Source organism: Poriferisphaera sp. WC338 (genome assembly GCF_050931845.1).
Classification (GTDB): domain Bacteria; phylum Planctomycetota; class Phycisphaerae; order Phycisphaerales; family Phycisphaeraceae; genus Poriferisphaera.
In genome coordinates this window covers 1,674,007-1,689,805 of record NZ_CP194516.1, presented here as the reverse complement: position 1 = coordinate 1,689,805, position 15,799 = coordinate 1,674,007, and the positions used below count along the sequence as shown (strand labels likewise).

The 15,799-nt window shown below is 50.7% G+C and carries 13 protein-coding genes and 1 tRNA gene; 6 read left to right on the top strand and 8 right to left on the bottom strand.

The features are described from left to right. Positions 1 to 311: 311 nt before the first annotated feature. Positions 312 to 385, bottom strand: a tRNA-Arg gene (locus ACQ6WK_RS06940). 186 nt (positions 386 to 571) lie between these two features. On the opposite strand from ACQ6WK_RS06940, the gene larE reads away from it, so the two are divergent. From larE to ACQ6WK_RS06925, 3 genes are all read left to right on the top strand, one after another. Continuing rightward, positions 572 to 1,420, top strand: coding sequence for an ATP-dependent sacrificial sulfur transferase LarE (larE, locus tag ACQ6WK_RS06935; protein ID WP_432800013.1), 849 nt, complete (start codon positions 572 to 574; stop codon positions 1,418 to 1,420). Between the two features lie 239 nt (positions 1,421 to 1,659). Beyond that, positions 1,660 to 2,136 (top strand): UvrB/UvrC motif-containing protein, encoded by a 477-nt coding sequence (locus tag ACQ6WK_RS06930; RefSeq protein WP_432800012.1) that lies wholly within the window; start codon positions 1,660 to 1,662, stop codon positions 2,134 to 2,136. Continuing rightward, the gene (locus ACQ6WK_RS06925) at positions 2,133 to 3,194 is read left to right on the top strand and encodes a protein arginine kinase (protein WP_432800011.1); all 1,062 of its coding nucleotides are present in this window, start codon (positions 2,133 to 2,135) and stop codon (positions 3,192 to 3,194) included. Before ACQ6WK_RS06930 ends, ACQ6WK_RS06925 begins: the two co-directional genes overlap by 4 nt. Before the next feature lie 29 nt (positions 3,195 to 3,223). Here the strand turns inward: ACQ6WK_RS06925 and mutY are convergent, their stop codons facing one another. Next, complete coding sequence (mutY, locus tag ACQ6WK_RS06920) at positions 3,224 to 4,360, bottom strand: A/G-specific adenine glycosylase (protein WP_432800010.1); 1,137 nt, start codon at positions 4,358 to 4,360, stop codon at positions 3,224 to 3,226. 369 nt (positions 4,361 to 4,729) lie between these two features. On the opposite strand from mutY, the gene ACQ6WK_RS06915 reads away from it, so the two are divergent. Both ACQ6WK_RS06915 and purF read left to right on the top strand, forming a co-directional pair. Continuing rightward, on the top strand, positions 4,730 to 5,113 hold the full coding sequence (locus ACQ6WK_RS06915; protein WP_432800009.1) for a hypothetical protein: 384 nt from the start codon (positions 4,730 to 4,732) through the stop codon (positions 5,111 to 5,113). Positions 5,114 to 5,334: 221 nt separating this feature from the next. Next, positions 5,335 to 6,858 (top strand): amidophosphoribosyltransferase, encoded by a 1,524-nt coding sequence (gene purF, locus ACQ6WK_RS06910; RefSeq protein WP_432800008.1) that lies wholly within the window; start codon positions 5,335 to 5,337, stop codon positions 6,856 to 6,858. A 5-nt stretch (positions 6,859 to 6,863) separates the two neighbouring features. Here purF and ACQ6WK_RS06905 read toward each other — a convergent pair whose 3' ends face one another. The 5 genes from ACQ6WK_RS06905 to recQ form a co-directional block, all read right to left on the bottom strand. Then, the gene (locus tag ACQ6WK_RS06905) at positions 6,864 to 8,705 is read right to left on the bottom strand and encodes a hypothetical protein (RefSeq protein WP_432800007.1); all 1,842 of its coding nucleotides are present in this window, start codon (positions 8,703 to 8,705) and stop codon (positions 6,864 to 6,866) included. A 33-nt stretch (positions 8,706 to 8,738) separates the two neighbouring features. Beyond that, on the bottom strand, positions 8,739 to 10,964 hold the full coding sequence (locus tag ACQ6WK_RS06900; RefSeq protein ID WP_432800006.1) for a hypothetical protein: 2,226 nt from the start codon (positions 10,962 to 10,964) through the stop codon (positions 8,739 to 8,741). Beyond that, complete coding sequence (locus ACQ6WK_RS06895; RefSeq protein WP_432800005.1) at positions 10,965 to 11,687, bottom strand: ABC transporter permease; 723 nt, start codon at positions 11,685 to 11,687, stop codon at positions 10,965 to 10,967. A gap of 14 nt (positions 11,688 to 11,701) precedes the next feature. After that, the gene (locus ACQ6WK_RS06890) at positions 11,702 to 12,655 is read right to left on the bottom strand and encodes an ABC transporter ATP-binding protein (RefSeq protein ID WP_432800004.1); all 954 of its coding nucleotides are present in this window, start codon (positions 12,653 to 12,655) and stop codon (positions 11,702 to 11,704) included. 164 nt (positions 12,656 to 12,819) lie between these two features. Beyond that, positions 12,820 to 14,409 carry a DNA helicase RecQ gene (recQ, locus tag ACQ6WK_RS06885; RefSeq protein WP_432800003.1) on the bottom strand — a complete coding sequence of 530 codons (1,590 nt, stop codon included), beginning with the start codon at positions 14,407 to 14,409 and terminating at the stop codon, positions 12,820 to 12,822. Between the two features lie 229 nt (positions 14,410 to 14,638). Here recQ and ACQ6WK_RS06880 point away from each other — a divergent pair, with 229 nt between their 5' ends. After that, complete coding sequence (locus ACQ6WK_RS06880) at positions 14,639 to 15,106, top strand: PTS sugar transporter subunit IIA (protein WP_432800002.1); 468 nt, start codon at positions 14,639 to 14,641, stop codon at positions 15,104 to 15,106. A gap of 93 nt (positions 15,107 to 15,199) precedes the next feature. Here the strand turns inward: ACQ6WK_RS06880 and pth are convergent, their stop codons facing one another. Next, positions 15,200 to 15,784: an aminoacyl-tRNA hydrolase gene (pth, locus tag ACQ6WK_RS06875; RefSeq protein ID WP_432800001.1), complete on the bottom strand. Its 585-nt coding sequence runs from the start codon at positions 15,782 to 15,784 to the stop codon at positions 15,200 to 15,202. Positions 15,785 to 15,799: the final 15 nt, after the last annotated feature.

Genomic DNA, 15,799 nt, shown 5'->3' with positions numbered 1-15,799 from the left:
GAACCTCTTATCTCACAACCCGTCATGCAAGAAATGGGTAACGGGCATAATCAGGCATAAAACCCAAAAGCAAACGATTACAAGAATATCATGCGAAAGATCCGCCGTCAACCACTTCATCTGACATTTTACTCGCACAATCAATATCCATGTAATTCATTTTTTTATAAATATTTACGATAATCTAAATCTTACAGTCCCTCTCGGGATCATTTATCTTAGCACACTGATATTCAATGAAATTATGAGAAAACGATTACATAGGTACTCGAAAAAAAAGCCTCCGATCTCTCAGAGACTTTTATCAAAAATGCACGAGGGAGGATTCGAACCTCCAACCGCCGGTTCCGTAGACCGGTGCTCTATCCAATTGAGCTACTCGTGCAGACGAGTTAGGAGAAAAAGAATAACAATATTCTGACCAAAGGCAAGCTGGCTTCGGCACGGGTTGCCCGATTTGTGGAGAAATAATTTAGCCTACAACATACCTATAAACCTATGCCACAACACCTTACACATCGCTTCCCATTCGCCGCCACTGCAGCCTCTGCATGTCTGATACAATACACTCGTGAAAGCCATAACAGAACACGACGATCATCTCACTCGCCTTAAAACTCAGATCCACAGCTACCCCAGCCTACTAACAGCCTATTCAGGCGGAATTGACTCTACCCTCGTCGCTTGGGCGGCTCGCAAAACGCTTGGCAAGCAGGCTGCACCAGCGGTCATTGCAGATTCTCCCTCTTTGCCTCGAAGTGAGCTAGAAGCCGCCATCTCACTCGCCACCGAACTGGATATCCAACTCCACACCATCCAACCGAATGAGCAGCACGACCCGGATTACCAAGCAAACCAAGGAAACCGGTGCTATTTTTGCAAGTCGCATCTCTACACAGACATGATCGCTTTGGCGGAGAAGCTCGGCATCAAATATCTTGCAAACGGAACCAACGCTGACGACACCGGTGATCATCGGCCGGGCCTCACCGCTGCATCTGAAGCGAAAATCGTTAGCCCGCTACTCGATGCTGGCCTCACTAAGACAGATGTACGTAGACTCGCACAAAAAGCCAGCTTGCCGAACTGGGACAAGCCAGCCGCTGCGTGCTTGGCCAGCCGCATCCCCTACGGGACGCCTGTCACCCCAGAAAGATTGACTCAGATTGAAAACGCCGAAACCGCACTTCAAACACTGGGGCTCTCTGGCTTCCGCGTGCGCTACCACGATTCACTCGCCCGTATCGAGCTTCAGGAAAACGACTTAAAGCGATCTATCCTCGAGCACCAGTTACGCGACCAAATCATTCTCGCCGTAAAGGCGGCGGGATTCACATATGTGAGCCTTGATCTGGAAGGGTTTCGATCCGGAAGCGGCAATCTGATCCTCACCATCAACCAGTCAAACCCCACACCTTGAGTCATTCTTGATGGGCCTGATGGCCGATAACTATGACAGACCGAGCCTGTTCGGCCTTGCACGCCCTTATTTCGACGAGAATAGCTATCTGTATTGCCCCGCTCGTTGAAGCCCCGGCCACTCAACCTTAGAATTAAGCGTGAGTTGGAGAATTGTTCTCAGCCTTGGAGGTAGTGGCTGACGTGAAACGAAAATGCGACAAATGCGACCGGCCCGCGACCCATCATTCCGTGGAGATCATGGGCAGCCAGAAGATCGAGAAGCACCTGTGCGATCAGCACGCCGCCGAGGAAGGCATCGCTATCAAAGCCGTGCAACCGCCGATCAATGAGCTACTCACCAATTTCGTCAAACTCCATGCATCTGATGAGCCTGAAAGCGACAATCCACAAGCCACATCTGGCAACCCACTCTCCGGGTCAGAGTGCGAACAATGTGGCATGACTTTCAGCCTGTTCCGCGAAAAATCACTGCTTGGCTGCCCAAACTGTTACAAGGTTTTTGAACGCCAAATCAGTTCGCTCCTCGAACGTGCCCATGAAGGTGGCACGTACCACATCGGCAAAGTGCCGGTCAGGGCAGGGGCAGATGAACATCGCCAGACACAACTATTGCATTTGCGCAAAAAGCTAGATGATGCGGTGGCCTCGGAAGACTACGAGCTTGCAGCCCGCCTACGTGACGACATCAAAACCTTTGAGGAGTCGCCGGAATGAGTATCAGCAAGATGACCGACCATGCTGGCGAATGGCTCAAAGGCACTGGCCCGAGTAACGATGTGGTGATTTCAAGCCGCATCCGGCTTGCACGCAATCTGGCAGGCTTCCCATTTGTCTGTAGAGCCAACGAACGTCAGCAGCATGAAATTTACGATCTTTGCCACCGCAATATCATCGAGCAAAAACTAGATGACAATGTGCTATGGATCAACATGCTCGAAAGCCCGAAACTCGACCGCGAACTCTTGGTTGAACGGCATCTGATTAGCAAGCAACATGCGCACATCGCGGATGATCATCCGCGTGCTGTCGCAGCCAGCACCGATGAAACCTTCGCCATCATGATCAACGAGGAAGATCATTTGCGTATGCAGGTGCTTCGTAGCGGCTTGCAACTCACCGAAGCCTTCCGACATATTGATCATATCGATGACCTGCTCGAAGCCAAGCTCGACTATGCCTACTCGAATCGCTTTGGCTATCTCACCGCTTGCCCAACCAACATTGGTACCGGCATCCGTGTGAGCGTCATGCTTCATCTACCCGCACTAAAACTCACCGGCGAGATCGAAAAGGTCCGCCGTGCTGCACGTGACATGCACCTTGCTGTCCGCGGCCTTTTCGGCGAAGGCTCTGAAGCCGTCGGTGACCTCTACCAGATCAGCAATCAAACCACCCTCGGCAAAAGCGAACTTGAAATCCTCGCTGACTTTGAAACCACAGTCGTGCCGCAAATCATTGCGTATGAACATCAAGCCAGACAGGCGCTTCTTCAACAGCGTGAAGCGCAGCTCGATGACAAGATATGGCGAGCTTGGGCCATCCTCAACAGCGCCCGCGTCATGGGCACTGAAGAAGTCTTACAACTTCTCTCGCACCTGCGGCTTGGTGTAAACCTCGGACGCATCGAATTGCTCGACACGCGCATGATCAATGAGTTGTTCATTCTCACTCAGCCGGCGCACCTACAAAGATTAGCGGGCCGCGAGATGGACCCCGCCGAACGACGCATCGAACGCGCCCGATTTATCCGCGAAAAGCTTAAACGCGCCTAATGCCGTCACTCATTTTCTGCACATCAACATCACACCGCTAACTGAGCTTCAAATTTCCTTAGCAGCGACACGGCTTTTTGTTGCGGCTTGGCCAGTGGCAAATCATCTAGCTCATCCAATCTTCGCCAAGCTATTTCACCATCGCAAACTGCACGCCCTTTTCCGTCCTGAGCAACATGCAGTTCAAAATGTATCGTCAGGTGCGTGGTCTGATGCTTGAATGTCTTCACATGATCCGTCTCCCCGGCTGTTAGATTTACACTTGTTTTCAAGTGCTTTTTGATTGCATTGAAATCTGGTTCACTGGACAATTTCACATCATGTTCCAGTGATAGCAAGCCAAACATGTTAGACCAAAGCCCCTTGGCCGGGCGTTTTACAAAGAGATATTTTCCATCTCGCCGCTGCACCGCAATCAATTGGTGCGTCACCGCACGCGGTTTTTTCTTCGGCAACATCACCGGTAAATCATGCACATCCATCTGATCATCAGCTAACGACTCACATTGATTGCGCACCGGACAAAGCAAACACCCCGCACCTCGCGGCGAACAAATCATTGCCCCCAACTCCATCATCGCCTGATTGTAATTCCCCGCATCCTTAGCTGGCACCAGTGCCTCTGCAATCGACCACAATCGTTTTTTAGTTTCTGTTTCATCTGCCGGCTTTGTGATCTTAAAAATGCGTGACAAGATCCGAATCACATTCCCATCCACAATCGCGGCCCGCTGGTCATATGCAATGGATGCGATCGCGCCCGCTGAATATGGCCCAACCCCAGGCAACTTGAGTAGCTCATCCGCCTCTCGTGGTACTTCCCCCTCAAACTCATCCACGACCATCTTTGCCGCCGCATGAAGATGTCTTGCCCGACGGTAATACCCCAACCCCTGCCACATATTCAAAACCGACTGTTCATCTGCCGCAGCCAAGCTCGCAACCGTCGGAAACACCGCGACAAAACGGTTGAAATAATCAATCACCGTTGCCACCTGAGTTTGCTGAAGCATCGCTTCGGAGACCATCACATGATATGGGTTTGGTTTCTTATCCCCACGCGGCCCGGCCCGCCATGGCAACTCTCGCGCATGTGCCTTGTACCATCGCAACAGATTCCGTCGCAAGTTTCGGATTTTCTTGGGATCAATCTCAAGTACGTCCAACTCAAAACCTCCGTGTCTTCGTGACTCGGCACGTAGACTACCGCCGTATGCTGCACTTGTCGATCATGCCTACCTACTACTAGCCCCCTCAACCGCGCCATTCGTTAAGAACGGCGTTCAGCACGAAAAGAAAGACAAAATATTGGGACTCACCCACCTCGATACACGATATATGCTCTATCGCTGATCCGTTTTACGACCGCGACCTGTGACTGTTACCGTCACATGCCGGGAAGATGTTGTGCTGATTTTTTTCATCAGCCAGCTATGATGATAGATTCAGTCCACACCGTGGACGATGTAAACTCGGAACCAATTTCTAATGATCCCTACGATCTCAAGAACTTCCGAGGGCAGGAGCGACAGTGAATGAAAGTACAGCGTGAAGCCTATCGAGACAAACTGCCCATGGTACGTGATTCGGTCACGCATAAGTTTCAGATCATGGGCCATGAAGGCTATCTGACAATTGGTCTTTTTGAAGACGGCCGACCAGGTGAAATATTCATAAAAATGGCAAAAGAAGGCTCAACGCTTTCCGGCCTTGTTCAAGGATACTGCCGCGCGTTTTCGATCGCACTTCAGTACGGCCTGCCCATCCACGAAGCCGTCCTCCGATTTAAAGGCATGCGCTTCGAACCCCTCGGCACCACCTCCAACCCCGATATCCCTGAAGCACTCAGCATCATTGATTACGTTGCTCGCTACCTCGAACTTCACTTCATCGAGGAAGATCAATGTGATTGCCATTGATCTTCATAATTTGTCTTAAATGCCCATAAACAACATCGCAAATCCACGATTGTGGACTTTCTAGCCGGGGCGCATCGAGCCGCTAACGCTGCTATAATATTGTCTTGATCGCTTGCTGATCTACCCTTGAGCAGAAAAGTAAGAGCGTTTAAGCAATGGGGCGGGACGCGACGTGGGTACTGGTCAAATTATTCAACCAACGATACGTACTGGGAGAATCTATGTGCGGCATTGCCGGCATTGTAAGCAAGTCTGATGTCAATCAAGGCTTGTACGACGCGCTGACGGTCCTTCAACACCGCGGCCAAGATGCGGCAGGTATCATGACCTGCGACGACGGCCGCTTGTTTCTGCGTAAAGGCAACGGGCTTGTCCGTGACGTCTTCCAGCAAAAACACATGCAACGCCTCTCCGGCAACATGGGCATCGGGCACGTTCGCTACCCTACTGCTGGCAGTTGCAGCTCTGCAGAGTCACAACCCTTCTACGTCAATTCGCCCTACGGCATCACGCTCGCCCACAACGGCAACCTCACTAATGCCAACGAGCTCGCCCAAGAACTCTTCCGCACCGACCTCCGTCACCTGAACACCACCTCTGACTCGGAAGTCATCCTCAACGTCTTCGCACATGAACTGCAAGCACTCGGCAAACTTGAACCCACCGAAGAAGACATCTTCAAAGCTTGTGAAGGTGTGCATCGTCGATGTAAAGGCGCTTACGCACTGGTCGCCATGATCACAGGCTACGGCATTGTCGCGCTGCGTGACCCGAACGGCATCCGCCCACTGGTTTTTGGCAAACGTACTGAAGACGATGGTAGTGTCGAATATATGATCGCCTCCGAAAGTGTCGCGCTCGATTCTCTCGGCTTCTCCCTCGAACGAGATGTCCTCCCCGGTGAAGCGGTCTTCGTCGACATCCACGGTAGCCTGCACACACGCGTTACCGCACCCAACACCAAACACACCCCCTGTATTTTCGAGTATGTCTATCTTGCTCGCCCCGACTCCATGATCGACGGGATCAGCGTTTACAAAGCCCGCCTGCGCATGGGTGATCATCTCGCAGACAAGATCAAGAAACAGTGGTCACACCACCCGATTGACGTGGTCATACCCATCCCAGACAGCAGTCGCACCTCAGCGCTACAAGTCGCGCATCATCTTGGCGTGAAATACCGCGAAGGCTTCATCAAAAACCGCTACATCGGCCGCACGTTTATCATGCCCGGTCAATCGCAGCGCAAAAAATCTGTCCGCCAAAAACTTAACCCCATCGAACTCGAATTCAAAGGCAAGAACGTGCTGCTCGTCGACGACTCCATTGTCCGCGGCACCACCTGCCAAGAGATCATTCAAATGGCACGTGACGCCGGAGCAAACAAAGTCTTCTTCGCTTCAGCCGCCCCCGAAATCCGTCACCCCAATGTCTACGGCATCGACATGCCCGCCGCCCCCGAACTCATCGCCCACGGCCGAACCGTCTCAGAAATCTGCGAATCCATCGGTGCCGACGATCTGATCTATCAGGACCTCCCCGACCTGGTCACCTCTGTCCACGAAGGCAACATGAACGTCGACGGGCTCGAGTGCTCTGTCTTTGACGGCAAATACATCACCGGCGATGTGTCCGATCAATACCTAGCCAGCCTCGAAAAGCAGCGCAGCGACCACGCCAAATCACAAGATCTCGCCACCTACTCCGCAAGCGGCGCCGTCATCGACCTACACAACGACAGCTAAACCAGTCATCGCACCTCAGTATTCTTAAAATCCGCAAGCAGCGCGTCATGTAACGCTTTTGAAATAACAAACTCACCTTCCATGGTGCTGATCACCGCACGGCTATTCTTTGTGTCTACCCGTAATGTAATTTCATCCACATCAGTTCCCGCACCAAACTGCACCGTAAGATCCCCCGCAAACTCTGCTGGCGTGTCACCACGCTCCCACCAGCTTGCTATTAAAGGTGAGGTGGCTGCAATCAGCTTGTGCACAGCAAGGCGATTGAATCTCGCCACACCATTAATCGTCCAGTCGTTCTCTTTCTTCTCAATATCTACTACCGTTTGATCTGCTTTTATAAGCCTGATTGTCGTATAGCTCTGCTGATCAACATTGAGTACATTTCGCTGACGCAAATCTAATGGTGTTGTTTTCAGCCACTCCTGCTGCATCGCACCAAGCACATACCCCAAGCTTGATCCTTCATGTAATGCGACAAACCGCTTACCTACTGTAGTCGTCTTCTTTGACACAACATCAATCCACTGAACTTTATCCATTGGCAAATCGACATCGTAAATTTTGATTACTTCTTCTTTCGCCGAAGTGCCGCTGGTTGCAATCGTCACGCTATATGTTGGTAACCTCACCGGCTTGAAATCTTCAACATAACCAGCCGCTCTCGCCGCCAGCACCGCCTTGATCCAATTCACTGCCACACGCTGATCGATTGCATAACTTGGCTTCTCCAAATCTCCAGATTCACCATACGCCACCACGTCCGTCAATACTTGCCGATCAATCTTAATCTGCGTTGTGCCATTTGACTCAATCTTGATATCACGTGCCGTAGCAATTTCAATCTCCGGAAAAATTTTCGCATCAATCACTGTTGCGATATTCATGCTCACCGCTTCGACAAATGCTTTAGATACCGTAAATATCGCATCCGGCGACACCTCATCTGATTGCAATGAAACATCAAAGCGTCCATCGCTCAATCCCGATGGCTCATAAATCCGCAATACATAACTCGCCACATCACTGTTTTTCTCGAATAGCTTTAGAACTGTTTCTAGCTGCTTATTCAACTTTGTACGCTGAACGCTCACCCCTTTATCATACGGTTTAACCTCAAATTTCTTGATCATTTCAAAAAAGTCATTAACCGTTTTGGCATCGGCCAGATCATTATCCTTATCACCGACATACCAAATTCCTGACAGTTGCCGCAACACCGTCTTGTCACCACCAGCATGATCAATCTCAATACGTTTTACTTCACTAGCAGTCGGGCCACTTAGCTGACGCGCCCAAAGCTCACTCGCTTGGTGCCCTACAAATGTACCTTGCAATACATTGCTCACAACCAACACATCATCTGTACCCTCACGCTGCACATATGCATGATTTGCAAGCATCGTTTTGCCCAGTACAAAACCAATCGACTTCCCATTACGCAAGCCCAACTCAATCCGCGGCGACTGCGCCGTCAAACCCATTGCTTCATCCTCGGGACGCTTCGTTCCATCCTGTGCAAAATCCTGAATCACGCGCATTTCAAGCAAGCTTGTAACAATTTTGTCTATCACCCCATCTTCCAGCGGAAAACGCACTGGTTTCACTTCCGACCAGCCCACACTGGTTTTTTCATACTCTACTTGATCTGAACCACCCGCCGCTTGATACGTGATTGATCTCACATCATCCGACACAATCGGCTTGCCATTCATTACAAACAACAACGGCTGCTGCGCCGCTGTTGTCACAATGACATCCTCTTTGCCTGCGCGTTCGATCAGTAACCACGCGAATATCAGTATCACACAAAACAGTATCAGAATAATCGTGCTTTTATATTTCATCGCTTATTGTGCTAACTCGCATCACCCACATGATCAATCTCGTCTACGGACACTCCAAATCACAAGACCCAATGCAAATGCAGCGATCGGAATACCAACAATCAACAACCAGCGGTACACTAAAAGCTGCGTATCGGACATCGCACCTACTCGCCGAATATCTTGTGTTTGTGGACTGGCTTCAATCAATTCGTCCAAACCCGATAGCCAGTACACCGCATTCACAAATAACTCGCTGTTCGCCGGGTATGCCGCACCCCCATATCCTCCCACGCCCTGCGGTGAGAGATTCGGGTCTGTATTAGTCGTATAAAAATCACGCGGCCAAAGCGACGATGCTGTCACCACCACTCTTGCAGCTTCTTCATTCTCGCCCACTCCTTCTGCAATCACGCCAGTCACGAACTTCGGCGCGACCGTCTGTGGATTCAATTTTTCTTCCTGCCATTTCCGTAAATCTGCCAGCTTCTCCACCGTCCACATATTCGCCTGATTCAAGACTACCATCTCTGCTTGACGTACCCCCACTTTATCCTTTAACACGATTGGTGAGTTCAATACAAACGCGCCGCGCATCCCGCGTAACGGCCCGGTCACCGGATCATCCGCCGGCCAATCGCGCACCTGAAATACGATGTTCGCAAACGCACGCCCCTGAACCACCTGTTCCTGTAAGATCAATTGATCAAGCGCCGGCTCAATCCCCCATCGATCAGCTAGGTAACTCAGAATCGTATTCTCTTGTCCAATCTTCGTCATCGGATCATACGCCAACAATACCATCGCACCGTCACCCGCTTCAGTTCGCTCTTTAAGTAGCGTGCTTACGCGTTTGCGTGCTGTCAAAATCATCGATGCATTCTGCTTGGTCAGATCCACTGCATCGAATGGCAACACCACCCACACAACCTTTTGTCCCTCAGTAGCTTTCGGTAAAGTTTCTTCGTGATTCGGTGAAAATGGATTCCACTGAGCCACCCGAATGTTGTTTTTCTCAAGACGCTGCGTCACAAATTGAAAATGGCCGCGCTGCCCAATGGCCGGTTGATTGTTCGACTGCACAAACACAACCAGTGGCGGTGGATTCAAGTTCATACTGATCAGCGCCCCCGTTAACAACTCCTCACCCACAAACCCAAGATCTAACTGATCTCCCGCAAGCTTACCTTCCGTATCGATCACCTTGTACATGTTGCCAAATGGTATGATCCGAACCTGATCTTCGCCTAAAATCGCAACAAAGCCTGACGCATTCTGGATCGCAAACCGTACAGATTCATATGGTTCATACCCCTTCGCTTGTCTCAATTCTGTAAGCGCCGCGCGGATCTCATTGCGGATCACTTCCAATTGCTTGTTGATCTGAAGTAACCCATTCTTCACTACATTTGGCGTTGCTGCGGCTTTCACTTGCTCTTCAAACAACGGCATCGCCTTAGCAATCAACTCCCCATCAGTCGTGAATAAGTATTGTTCGATCATCTTGCGTGCGGCTTGATAATCCGGCAATGATTGTTTCAGCAGTTGATTGATCTGTCCTTTTAATGTTTCGACCGCATCTGTCTGAAGCTTCATGCCCTCAGCGGCCTGACCAAGAAGTTGTCCTAACCGTGAATTCGCATCCACACTTTCTTCTACTGAAAGTTCACGAAGCTGTTCTTCCACCGGCACCATCGCCTCAGCCACCTTGCCCAATACTGCAAGTCCCTCATCCACTGCTTTCGCCATTGGTTCCAAATGCGATGCATACCGCATCTGCAACTGCCCATAAAACCGATCCGTCCCAGCAACATCTACAAGCGGATTTAACTGCTCCGCAATCACGTGCTTGCTATACAACGCATACTCATTCACCAAATCATTCACGCGCTGCTTCTGTGCAGTATCAGGATTAATTACCGACACAAATGTATAGTCTTCCTCTAGCGAACGCAGCACCTTCAACGTCTGCGGTGCGAGGCTGAACTGCCGTGTCGCGGTCAAGTCGTAGCGCATGTAGCGTGTCGCCTGATTGCCGCTTTTAGATAGCATCGTAAAGCCGCGATCTGTAATCACATTTACAAGCACCACAATTAAAACCGCTGCAGTAATACTGATCACAAAATTCACCAAGAACTTTGTTCGCCGCCTGTTGCTACTATGCGATATTTGTGAATCGCTGTTTTTATTCGTCTCACGCATGCCGTATTCCAATACCATTTCTACTTTGAGGTCGTAGGAGATAAGAGGGTTTAGAGCAGGTTTGTTTCTTGACGCCAATCATTGCATTCGACGAAGCCCCAATGACTTCACACCAAGAAACAGAAATAAAACCGTACCACTGAGGAAGAAAACAAAATTGCGAATATCGATTAGCCCCCGGGCAAATCCTTTGTATTGTTCATTGACATTCATGTAATACAACGCTGCTTTGATGCTATTGGGCACAAAGCTCGACGTCGAAAGTACGTACATCCCAATCGTGAGTAGCCCCGTGATCAGGATCGTGATCATGAATGCGACCAACTGCGATCGTGAGAGCGCTGACACAAACACACCAATCGACAGATAGAACGCACCGATTAAAAGAATGCCAAGTAGTCCCGTCACAATTGGCCCGTAATCCGGATCTGCCTGTACTTCTAATACAACAATCTGAAAAAAGATCGGTAAAAGCAATACCACAAAAAAACCAAACGATCCGAGCCACTTCCCTAACACAATATGCGTATCGGAAATTGGTGCCGTCATGAGTAACTCGATAGTCCCCGTACTTGATTCTTCTGAAATCAGGCGCATGCTAATCGCCGGCACAACAAATACGAGCAACCACACCATGCCAACAAACATGTCACTCATGGACGCCTGGTAGCCCGGCTCGAACACACCAAACACAAACAATAACCCCGACACAAACGCAAACACCGCAAAGGTCATGTACGCCACTGGCGAGTAAAATAAACTCGTCAATTCTCGTTTGGATAACGTCAAAACTTTCTGCATAAAACATATCCTTATCAGCCCGCAGCCGATTCCTCAGTCTCTGCCATGTCCGTTATCTTGATAAAGAACGATTCAAGGCTTGCCTCCTCAAGACGCAATTCGCGTATTTGCGCCTGTTTTTCAAGCAGCTTCTGGCCAATTTTCTCTCGTAAATCCATATTCGCAGCTGCGCGGACCCGAGCCGTTGACCATCCATTATCCTCTGTCACTTTACTGATCGTCACCCCATTAATCTCGTTGCAGATTGTTTGTAATCCCGCAACACTAATCTTCGCCTGCACCACCACCAGCGCGTCTTGATTGATCCGCTGACGAATCTCGCTCAATGAGCCGTCTGCTACCAATCTCCCACTAGAGATAATCATGATCCGATCAGCCGTCTTTTCAACCTCGGGCAAGATGTGCGTTGAAAGCAAAATCGTATGCCTCCCTGCAAGCTCACGAATCAAACTCCTCACTTCACCAATCTGTGTCGGGTCAAGTGCCGAGGTCGGCTCGTCCAAAATCAACACGGGCGGTTCATTCAACAACGCCTGTGCCAACCCCACACGCTGGCGATTCCCTTTCGATAACCGCGAAATCACTCGCCGCCGCAAATGACTTAAACCACACCGATCACACACTGCATCAATCCGCGCCATCCGTTCCTTGCGAGACATACCCAATAGCGACCCACGGTAATGCAGGTACTCCACAACGCGTGCCTCGCCATAGAGCGGCGTTCCCTCCGGCAGATACCCCACCTGTGCCCGCGCCTCCATCGAGTCAGTTGCAATATCATGTCCATTGATCGTCGCCGTCCCCGAGGTTGCCGGTAGATAGCCCGTCAACATCCGGATCGTCGTCGACTTCCCCGCTCCATTCGGTCCGAGCACGCCCACAATCTGGCCTTCGGGTATCTCAAATGACAAACAATCCACCGCCAGCGTCGGACCGTACCATTTCACCAGTTCATGCGCATGTATCATCACGTTAAATCTACTCTCATCTGTCTTTTATTCACAAGCTGTCTCATGATCCAATGTTGCTCAACCCTAGTCAAACACAGCAAGGGCAGGGTAACAACGCAGCTTTCGCTCTAACCTATACGCTTTTCATCAACCTTCGGTTTCCTCCCCCATATTTCATTTTTTCACACTCTAAGCCCTCTACTCACTGCTGCTTTGACCCGCACGTCTCCTCGCAACAATTTCTTGCTCTTCTCCGTCAAAAACAGTGTCCTGTACTCGTCTACCGTCATTGATAAATACCCCTCCTTCAAAAGCGATTCCGCTAGACTCACCCAGTGCGCTTTGCTTTGTGATCGGCCAATCCCATGCACTGTCAAAGCATCGTGACCATTCATCTTGATCCGCTGTGCCCGTGACCCACGCAACACATCCACGATATAACTGATCCCATACCGCTGCTGGGTTCGCACCACAGTACTCAACAGCTTCCGCGAATCTTCAGTCGCATCAAAGCGCATAGGTGGATCCAGGCAATTATCACAATGCCCACACCCGCCATCATGATCCTCCCCAAAGTGCGCAAGTAACTGCGTCGTTCGACAATCTGTTGCATGTACAAAACGAATCATGTCCGCTAACTGTTGATATGCATGATCACGTTCCGCCTGGTCTGGCTTCTGCTCAATGAAATATTCGATCTTAAAACGATCTGCCGCCCCATAGAACAGAATACAATCAGCAGGCTCACCATCCCGCCCCGCGCGACCTGTTTCCTGATAATACCCCTCGATGTGCCGCGGCAAATCTGCATGCATTACAAACCGTACATCCGCCTTATCAATTCCCATCCCGAACGCGATCGTCGCCACAATCACTCTCGCCTCACCTGACATGAACGCGCGTTGATTCTCTGATCGCGTCTCACTATCCATTCCCGCATGGTACGGCAGCGCATTCACCCCACGCACACTTAATCGCTCAGCCAACTTGTCAACCTGATTCCGCGACTGACAATAAATAATCCCCGCATCCGCCGGGTGCTGTCGCACATACGCCAAGATCTGATCAAAAAACTGCTGCTTGGGACGGACATAATATTGCAGGTTGTCTCGCTCAAAGCTGCTGCAATACGCAAGCGGATCGCTCATTCCAAGCTGCTGTGTAATATCACCTGCAACCCGTGGTGTGGCTGTCGCCGTTAGAGCCAGAATCGGCACCCCCCGCAGCTTCTCCGCGAAACACTCACGCACTGCTCCAAGCTGTCGATACTCCGGTCGAAAATCGTGCCCCCACTCACTGATGCAGTGCGCCTCATCAATCGCAAGCAGTGAAAGATCAATCTTGTTCAGCAGTCGCTCACCTGCTGCACTCATCAATCGCTCTGGCGCCAAATACACTAGTTGAAAATCACCACGGATCACGCCCCGTTCACGTTCTGCCGCTTCTGAAGGATCAAGCGAGGAGTTGATGCACGTGGCCGCGATCCCCTTTGCCTGCAAGAAGTCCACTTGATCCTGCATTAGCGCAATCAGTGGCGACACCACCAACGTCACACCATTCAGCATCAAGCTCGGCAACTGGTAGCACAGCGACTTGCCCCCACCCGTCGGCATGATGACTAATGCGTCCCTCCCCGCAAGCACCGCTTGTATGACTTGTAACTGCCCGCTTCGAAAATTTGTAAATGAGAAATGCTGTTCAAGCGACAACCGCAGCGTTCCTTCGCTGTCAGCCTGCGTCCCTGCATGTACTGTCGCTTCAATCGTGGTCATTTTGTTACTAGCATACCAGCGCAGAGCCTCTCGCGGTATGCCTCGGCAAGAATCAACAATTCATCTCAATTTCACCTTGACTCATTTGCTCCAAGACGTTCTGCCTAGTATCCTCGTATCAATGGCTTATGCGCAGGCGTCTGCATCATGCACCGCCCGCTCCCCGAATTGAAATCTTGTCAAATACCGTGAGCCACCCAGCGGCTTGGCTCATGACGGTGATGCAAATATGCGTTTAACAGATATCCTGCAACCTGATTGTGTAATAGTTCCCATCAAAGCTGACGGCAAAGAAGCCGCCATCTATGCCCTTGCTGACCAGCTCAGTACATCCCTCGGTATCTCCGATGGTGATGCGCTTAAAGATGCCATCTGGGAACGTGAAATGACGCGAACGACCGGCATGGGCAACGGTATCGCCATCCCACATGGCAAATCACCCGGTGTACAACAACTCTGCATGGCTGCAGGCATTCCAGAAAACCCTCTCGACTTCCAATCCATCGATGGCAAGCCTGTCAACCTCATCTTCCTTCTCGCCTCGCCTGTCGATCAGACCGGTCCACACATCCAAGCACTCGCCAAGGTCTGCCGCATGCTCACCAACGAAGCCTTCCGCACCAATCTTCAAAACTCAGCAACCCCCGACGAGATGTACAACCTTATCGCAGAATACGAAGCCGATGCTCCCGCGTGATCCGAAACTCAACAACCTCGATCTTGCAAGTTGACATCAAGCCCACAGGTTCCAACCCGTGGGTTCTTTTTTGAAATCATTCCATATCATGATCTACTTCGCTTCCGCTTCATCCGCCATCTGATTAAACAAGCTCATCGTCTTCGGCAGATCACCCTCTCGTAGCCAATGCTCGATAGCCTTGCTGCTCCGCTCCAGCGCCTTCTCTACCAAGTGTTGCTGCTCATCACTGAACCGTCCCAACACATAATCAACCTGTGGCACACGCCCCGGCGCATCTACACCAATCCGAAGCCGCGGATACTTGTTCGTCCCTAATACCCGCTTAATATCACTCAAACCATTATGGCCGCCCGCACCGCCTTCACCTCGCAACCTGATCCTACCACACGGCAGCGCGATATCATCCACAATCACCATCACGTCTTCCGGCTCACATTTATAAAACGTCACCGCCTCGCCCACCGACAAGCCCGACCGATTCATAAACGTCATCGGCTGCATCAGCAACACCTTCTGTCCTTCAATGCGCCCCTCCAAGACCCCCGCATGAAACTTCGTCTTCGCGCCACTCATGTTGTGTCGCTCGGCAAGATGATTCGCCGCCATAAAACCCGCGTTGTGCCGCGTCTTCTCATATTCCTTACCCGGATTTCCCAGGCCAACAATCAACTTCATCAATCCATTCCTTCT

Excerpts from the sequence above, each read along its gene's own strand:
- ACQ6WK_RS06930 (WP_432800012.1), top strand. The coding sequence starts at position 1,660 with ATGGGCAGCCAGAAGATCGAGAAGCACCTGTGCGATCAGCACGCCGCC.
- purF (WP_432800008.1), top strand. The coding sequence starts at position 5,335 with ATGTGCGGCATTGCCGGCATTGTAAGCAAGTCTGATGTCAATCAAGGC.
- pth (WP_432800001.1), bottom strand. The coding sequence starts at position 15,784 with ATGAAGTTGATTGTTGGCCTGGGAAATCCGGGTAAGGAATATGAGAAG.
- ACQ6WK_RS06915 (WP_432800009.1), top strand. The coding sequence starts at position 4,730 with ATGAAAGTACAGCGTGAAGCCTATCGAGACAAACTGCCCATGGTACGT.
- recQ (WP_432800003.1), bottom strand. The coding sequence starts at position 14,409 with ATGACCACGATTGAAGCGACAGTACATGCAGGGACGCAGGCTGACAGC.
- ACQ6WK_RS06925 (WP_432800011.1), top strand. The coding sequence starts at position 2,133 with ATGAGTATCAGCAAGATGACCGACCATGCTGGCGAATGGCTCAAAGGC.
- ACQ6WK_RS06895 (WP_432800005.1), bottom strand. The coding sequence starts at position 11,687 with ATGCAGAAAGTTTTGACGTTATCCAAACGAGAATTGACGAGTTTATTT.
- ACQ6WK_RS06890 (WP_432800004.1), bottom strand. The coding sequence starts at position 12,655 with ATGATACATGCGCATGAACTGGTGAAATGGTACGGTCCGACGCTGGCG.
- ACQ6WK_RS06880 (WP_432800002.1), top strand. The coding sequence starts at position 14,639 with ATGCGTTTAACAGATATCCTGCAACCTGATTGTGTAATAGTTCCCATC.
- ACQ6WK_RS06905 (WP_432800007.1), bottom strand. The coding sequence starts at position 8,705 with ATGAAATATAAAAGCACGATTATTCTGATACTGTTTTGTGTGATACTG.